Annotated in this window: 5 protein-coding genes; 3 read left to right on the top strand and 2 right to left on the bottom strand. The window is 69.0% G+C overall.

Going from position 1 to position 6,438, the window contains the following annotated elements:
* From ACIY1X_RS23610 to ACIY1X_RS23600, 3 genes are all read left to right on the top strand, one after another.
* On the top strand, nt 1-842 hold an 842-nt coding region (locus ACIY1X_RS23610), incomplete at its 5' end, for a porin (RefSeq protein WP_399685381.1).
* A gap of 31 nt (nt 843-873) precedes the next feature.
* Nucleotides 874-2,154, top strand: a complete 1,281-nt coding sequence (locus tag ACIY1X_RS23605) for an MFS transporter (protein WP_399685378.1) — start codon at nt 874-876, stop codon at nt 2,152-2,154.
* A gap of 74 nt (nt 2,155-2,228) precedes the next feature.
* The gene (locus ACIY1X_RS23600; RefSeq protein WP_399685376.1) at nt 2,229-3,209 is read left to right on the top strand and encodes a Bug family tripartite tricarboxylate transporter substrate binding protein; all 981 of its coding nucleotides are present in this window, start codon (nt 2,229-2,231) and stop codon (nt 3,207-3,209) included.
* 149 nt (nt 3,210-3,358) lie between these two features.
* Here ACIY1X_RS23600 and ACIY1X_RS23595 read toward each other — a convergent pair whose 3' ends face one another.
* Entirely contained in the window at nt 3,359-4,099 is a 741-nt protein-coding gene (locus tag ACIY1X_RS23595; RefSeq protein WP_399685373.1) for a transporter substrate-binding domain-containing protein, read from the bottom strand.
* Nucleotides 4,100-4,177: 78 nt separating this feature from the next.
* Nucleotides 4,178-6,415, bottom strand: coding sequence for an NADP-dependent isocitrate dehydrogenase (locus ACIY1X_RS23590; RefSeq protein ID WP_399685370.1), 2,238 nt, complete (start codon nt 6,413-6,415; stop codon nt 4,178-4,180).
* Nucleotides 6,416-6,438 lie beyond the last annotated feature (23 nt).

The following is a 6,438-nucleotide window of genomic DNA, read 5'->3' as shown; positions in this document are numbered from 1 at the left end:
GCTTCGGCTTCCGCGGCGTGGAAGACCTGGGCGGCGGCCTGAAGGCGGGCTTCTGGCTGGAGGCGGGCTTCTCGCCCGACACCGGCGACGTGAACGCCGGTTTCAACCGGCGCGCCACCGTCAGCCTGATGGGCGGCTGGGGCGAGCTGCGCCTGGGCCGCGACGACTCGGCCACCTTCCTGAACACGCTGCTGTTCGATCCCTTCCTGACCAACGGCGTGGGCGGCACCAACACCTTCGTGATGAACGGTGTGCCCACCATCCAGATCAGCAACGCCATCAGCTACTTCACGCCGCCCGGCCTGGGCGGCTTCTACGGGCAGGTGCAGCACGCGTTCAGCGAGCGGCTGAACACGGACCCGACGGTGGGCGGCGAGTACAACGGCGCGCGCTTCGGCTACCGCAACGGCGGGCTGCACGCCTCGGTGTCGGCGGCCAAGCTGCAGGGCCTCACGCAGGCGCAGGACCAGCGCTTGCGCAACGTCGGCCTGAGCTACGACTTCGGCGTCGTCCAGCCCATGCTGCTGTGGGCCAGCCACAAGCGCGGCGACGTGGAGGTGCGCGGCCTGCAACTGGGCGTGAAGGTGCCGGTGGGCGCCGGCGAGATCCGCGCCTCCATCGGCCGCTACGACACGCGCGGCAGCGACGCCGACTGGCGCAAGTTCGCCATCGGCTACGGCCACAACCTCTCCAAGCGCACTCAGCTCTACGCCACCTACGCGCGGCTGAACAACTCGCGCGGCTCGCAGCGCGCCATCGGCGTGCTGGGCGTGGCGGCGCCGGCCAACGTGCCGGGCGGCCACTCCAACGGCTACGAGGTGGGCATGCGCCACTTCTTCTGATTCCATCCTTTCTCATCCAGGGGGCCACACCATGAAGGACTCGCGCTCGCTGCGCTGGTGGGGCGTGATCACGCTGTTCGTGATCGTCGCCATCTCCTACGTGGACCGCATCAACATCTCGGTCCTGATCACCGATCGCGATTTCCTGTCGCACATCGGCCTGACATCCGACGACCGCACGCGCCAGGGCCTCCTGGCCACCGCGTTCATGGTGGGCTACGGCGTCTCCTCCTTCGTGCTCACGCCCTTCGCGGCGGCGCTGTTCGGCGTGCGGCGCAGCCTGGTCGCGGGGCTGCTGCTGTGGGGCGTGGTCACCTTCCTGTCGCCCACGATGAACAGCTACGGGCTGCTGCTGGCCTCGCGCATCTTGCTGGGCGTCTCGGAAGGCCCGCTGTTCTCGCTGGCCGGCAGCTACATCAAGGCGCACTTCGAGAGCCGCGAGAACGGCAAGCCGAACTCGCTGGTGAACATGGGCACCGGGCTGGGCCTGGCGGTGGGCTACCCCTTCGTCGGCTACCTGGTGGCCGGGCACGACTGGCAGACCTCCTTCCACGTGCTGGGGCTGGTCAACATCGCGCTGGGCATCCCGCTGGTGCTGGCCTTCATCCGCATGCCGAAGGTGGAGACGGGCCTGCCGGCGCCGAAGTCGCTCGGCGACGCCTTCGGGCAGGTCGGGCAGATCGTGCGCGGCGCCATGCACACCCGCTACCTGGTGCTGGTGACGGTGCTCACCGCGGCCTTCCTCTCGTACCTGTGGGGCAGCAGCAACTGGCTGCCCGCGTACCTGAAGGAGTCGCGCGGCTTCTCGCTGCGCGAAATGGGCTGGCTGGCCTCGCTGCCGCAGTACGCCAGCGTGGCGGCGGTGTTCGTCGGCGGCATGATCATCGACCGCATCGAGCGCCGCCAGGTGCCCCTGATCTTCGTCGGCGGCAGCCTCGGGGTGGCGGTGGCGGTGTGGATGGCCATCCACGTGCAGGACCGCTACGCGGCCGCCTACTGCCTGATCGCCGCCAACTTCTGCTGGGGCCTGATGAGCCCGGCCATCCCCAGCACCGTGCAGCACTGCGCGCGGCCGGAGCACGTGGCCAGCGCCTACGGCGTGGTCAACGGCGCAGGCAGCCTGGTGGCCGGCTTCATGCCGGCCATCATGGGCGCGGTGATCGGCTGGACCTCGCGCTCGGCCGGCGGCGGCTTCATGGCCGGCTTCGGCATGCTGGTCGGCACCCAGGCGGTGGTGATGCTGTGCGGCCTGGTGCTGTGGCTGCGCGAGCGCGGCGCGAGCCACCACGACGTGGCGCCCCGCGCGGCCTGAGTGCCTTCCTTCCTCTTCCTTTCGCTTCCCTTTCCACCACCACACGCATGGGCGCAGGCCCGCAAGGAGTTGTCATGAAGAACACCCTCACACGACGCGCCGCGGCCCTGGGCCTGGCGCTGGGCGCCGGCCTGTGCTGCATGGGCGCGCAGGCCCAGGCCTGGCCGGCCAAGAGCATCACCTTCATCGTGGCCTACCCGGCCGGCGGCGACACCGACGTGATGGCCCGCGTGTACGGCGAGAAGCTGTCCACCCTGCTCAAGCAGCCGGTGGTGGTGGACAACCGGCCCGGCGCCAGCGGCACGCTGGGCGCGGGCCTCGTCGCCAAGGCGCCGGCCGACGGCTACACGCTGCTGTTCGCGCCCAGCACCTTCGCCATCGCGCCGCTGGTGCTCAAGGGCGGCGTGCCGATGGACGTGGTCAAGGACTTCACGCCGGTGGTGCAGGTGGGCGGCTCGCCGCTGCTGCTGCTGGCCAGCCCCCAGTCGGGCATCAAGGACGTGAAGACGCTGGTGGGCCAGGCCAAGGGCGGCCAGTCGATCTCCTACGGCAGCCCGGGCTCCGGCTCGCCCATGCACATCGTGGCCGAGATGTTCAACAGCGCGGCCGGCATCAAGCTGCAGCACGTGCCGTACAAGGGCACGGCGCCGTCGCTGGCCGATGCGCTGGGCGGCCACATCCCCACCGTGTACTCCACGCCCGGGGCGGTGGCGCCCTACCTGGCCGAGCGCAAGCTGGTGCCGCTGGCGGTGACGGGGCGGGGCCGCTCCTTCATGCTGCCCGACGTGCCCTCGCTGGCCGAGCTGGGCTACAAGGACGTGGACGTGACCGCCTGGTGGGGCTTCTTCGGCCCCAAAGGCCTGCCGCCCGAGGTGGTGAAGACGCTCAACACCGCGATGGCCGAAGTCATGAAGATGCCCGACGTGAAGGCCAAGCTCGCCTCGATGGGCGTGGCGCCGGACCTGGCCGACGGCGCCGCGCTGGGCCGCACCGTGGCGGCCGACTACGCGCGCTTCGGGCGCGTGGTGAAGGAGTTCGGCATCCAGGCGGATTGACGGCGCAGCCTCATACAAGAGGTGCGTCCAACGATATCAACCGTTCACGCTGAGCTTGGCCTGTCCTGAGCTTGTCGAAGGGTCGGAGCCGCGTGAGGCTTCGACAAGCTCAGCCCGAACGGCCCTTGTCGATTGAACGTCAATCCGCATCAGGCGCCGGCAGCGGGCGCGACGCTGGCGCCCTGCACGCGGTGCCGCGCCAGCGCCTCGGCCACGAAGCCGCTGCGCTTGGCCTCTTCCACGAAGGCCGCCAGCGCGGCGGCGGCCTCGGCGCCGCGGCTGTCGGGCAGGCCCATCGCCTGCTGGATCACCATGAAGCGGCCCGGCAGCATGCGCAGCGCGGCGTCGCCCTGCGCCCAGCCCTCCAGCAACTGGCGGATGCCGGCAGCGACCTCCACCTGTCCGGCCTTCAGCGCGGCGCGCACGGCCTCGGCGTCGGCCACGCGCTCGATGTGTGCGGCCTTCAGTTCGCGCGTGAGGAAGAGGTCGTAGGCGCTGCCCTGGCCGACGGCCACGCGCGTGCCGGCGCGGTCGACCTCCGCGTTGTCGGCCAGCGCCGAGCCGGCCGGCACCAGGTAGCTGCCCTCGATCAGCACGTAGGGCGCGGTGAAGCGCAGGCCCTGGCTGCGTGCCGGATCGACGGCGAAGAAACCGATGTCGGCCTGCTCGCCGCGCACCGCCTCGACCGACTGGGCGGCCTTCTCGAACACGACCAGCTCGGCCGCGACGCCCAGCGCCCGGGCCAGGGCGCGCGCCAGGTCCACCGACACGCCGGCCGGCTGTCCCTGCGCGTCGCGGTGCGCCAGGATGGGGTTGCCCAGGTTGATGGAGGCGCGCAGGCGGCCGGTGGGCGCGAAGGCAGGGCGGAGGGTGGCGTCGATGGCTGGCATGCGGGCGAGTTTAGGGGCGGCGGAAAAAGAAAAAGCCGTCGCAGGCGACGGCTTTTCCATGCCGGGGGCCGGGCGGCGTCAGGCGCTCACGCTCGCCAGCGCGTCGTTGAAGGTCTTGCTCGGCCGCATCACGGCCTCGGTCTTCTTCTCGTCCGTCTTGTAGTAGCCGCCGATGTCGGCCGGCTTGCCCTGCACGGCCTCCAGCTCGCCGACGATCTTCTTCTCGTTGGCGGCCAGCGACTCGGCCAGCGGCTTGAAGCGGGCGGCGAGTTCCTTGTCCTCGGTCTGCTCGGCCAGGGCCTGGGCCCAGTACAGCGCCAGGTAGAAGTGGCTGCCGCGGTTGTCGAGCTGCCCGGTCTTCGGCGAGGGGCCCTTGTTGTTGTCCAGCAGCTTGCCGGTGGCGGCGTCGAGTGCCTTGGCCAGCACCTTGGCCTTCTCGTTGCCGTTCTTGATGCCCAGTTCCTCCAGGCTCACCGCCAGCGCGAGGAACTCGCCCAGCGAATCCCAGCGCAGGTGGTTCTCTTCCACCAGCTGCTGCACGTGCTTGGGCGCGGAGCCGCCGGCGCCCGTCTCGTACATGCCGCCGCCGGCCATCAGCGGCACGATCGACAGCATCTTGGCCGAGGTGCCCAGCTCCATGATCGGGAACAGGTCGGTGAGGTAGTCGCGCAGGATGTTGCCGGTGGCGCTGATGGTGTCCAGCCCGCGGATCACGCGCTCCAGCGTGTAGCGCATGGCGCGCACCTGGCTCATGATCTGGATGTCCAGGCCGGTGGTGTCGTGCTCGTGCAGGTACATGCGCACCTTGGTGATGAGCTCCTTCTCGTGCGGGCGGTAGGCGTCGAGCCAGAAGACCACCGGCATGCCCGAGTTGCGCGCGCGGGTGACGGCCAGCTTGACCCAGTCGCGGATGGCGGCGTCCTTGACCTGGCACATGCGCCAGATGTCGCCCTGCTCGACGTCCTGGCTCATCAGCACCTCGCCGGTGGCCAGGTCGGTGATGTTGGCGACGCCGTCCTCGGGGATCTCGAAGGTCTTGTCGTGCGAGCCGTATTCCTCGGCCTGCTGCGCCATCAGGCCGACGTTGGGCACGGTGCCCATGGTCTTCGGGTCGAAGGCACCGTGCCACTTGCAGAAGTTGATGATCTCCTGGTAGATGCGGGCGAAGGTGCTCTCCGGCATCACGGCCTTGACGTCCTTCAGGCGGCCGTCGGCGCCGTACATCTTGCCGCCGTTGCGGATCATCGCGGGCATCGACGCGTCGACGATCACGTCGTTGGGCGAGTGGAAGTTGGTGATGCCGCGGGCCGAGTCGACCATCGCCAGCTCGGGGCGGTGCTCGTGGCAGGCGTGCAGGTCGCGCTTGATCTCGTCCTGCTTGCTCTGCGGCAGCGTGGCGATCTTGTTGTACAGGTCGACCATGCCGTTGTTGACGTTCACGCCCAGCTCGTCGAACAGCTTGGCGTGCTTGGCGAAGGCGTCCTTGTAGAAGATCTTGACGCAGTGGCCGAACACGATGGGGTGCGAGACCTTCATCATCGTGGCCTTCACGTGCAGCGAGAACATCACGCCCGTCTTGCGCGCGTCCTCGATCTGCTGCTCGTAGAACTCCAGCAGCGCCTTCTTGCTCATGAACATCGAGTCGATCACCTCGCGGTCCAGCAGCGAGACCTTGGGCTTGAGCACGATGGTCTTGCCGCTCTTGGTGATCAGCTCCATCTTCACGTCGCGCGCGCGGTCCAGCGTCATCGACTTCTCGCCGTGATAGAAGTCGCCGTGGTGCATGTGCGAGACGTGCGAGCGCGAGGCCTGGCTCCACTCGGCCATGCTGTGCGGGTTCTTGCGGGCGTATTCCTTCACCGCCTTGGGCGCGCGGCGGTCGGAGTTGCCCTCGCGCAGCACCGGGTTCACCGCGCTGCCGATGCACTTGTTGTAGCGCGCGCGGATGTCCTTCTCCTCGTCCGTCTTCGGGTTCTCGGGGAAGTCGGGGATCTTGTAGCCCTTGTCCTGCAGTTCCTTGATGGCGGCCTTGAGCTGGGCCACCGAGGCGCTGATGTTGGGCAGCTTGATGATGTTGGCCTCGGGCTTGAGCGTCAGCTTGCCCAGCTCCGTCAGGTTGTCGGGAACGCGCTGCTCCTCGGTCAGGCATTCGGGGAACTGCCCCAGGATGCGGCCGGCCACCGAGATGTCGCTGGTCTGGACGTTGATGCCGGCGGCCTGGGCGAAGGTGCGCACGATGGGCAGCAGCGAGGCGGTGGCAAGCGCGGGCGCTTCGTCGGTCAGGGTGTAGATGATGGTCGGAGACGTCGTGCTCATGGCGCTGGATTTCCTTGGGAAAA

The organism is Xenophilus sp. (assembly GCF_044462705.1).
Taxonomy (GTDB): domain Bacteria; phylum Pseudomonadota; class Gammaproteobacteria; order Burkholderiales; family Burkholderiaceae_C; genus Xenophilus; species Xenophilus azovorans.
The sequence above is the reverse complement of the archived record's forward strand: the minus strand, read 5'-3'. Positions and strand labels throughout refer to the sequence as shown.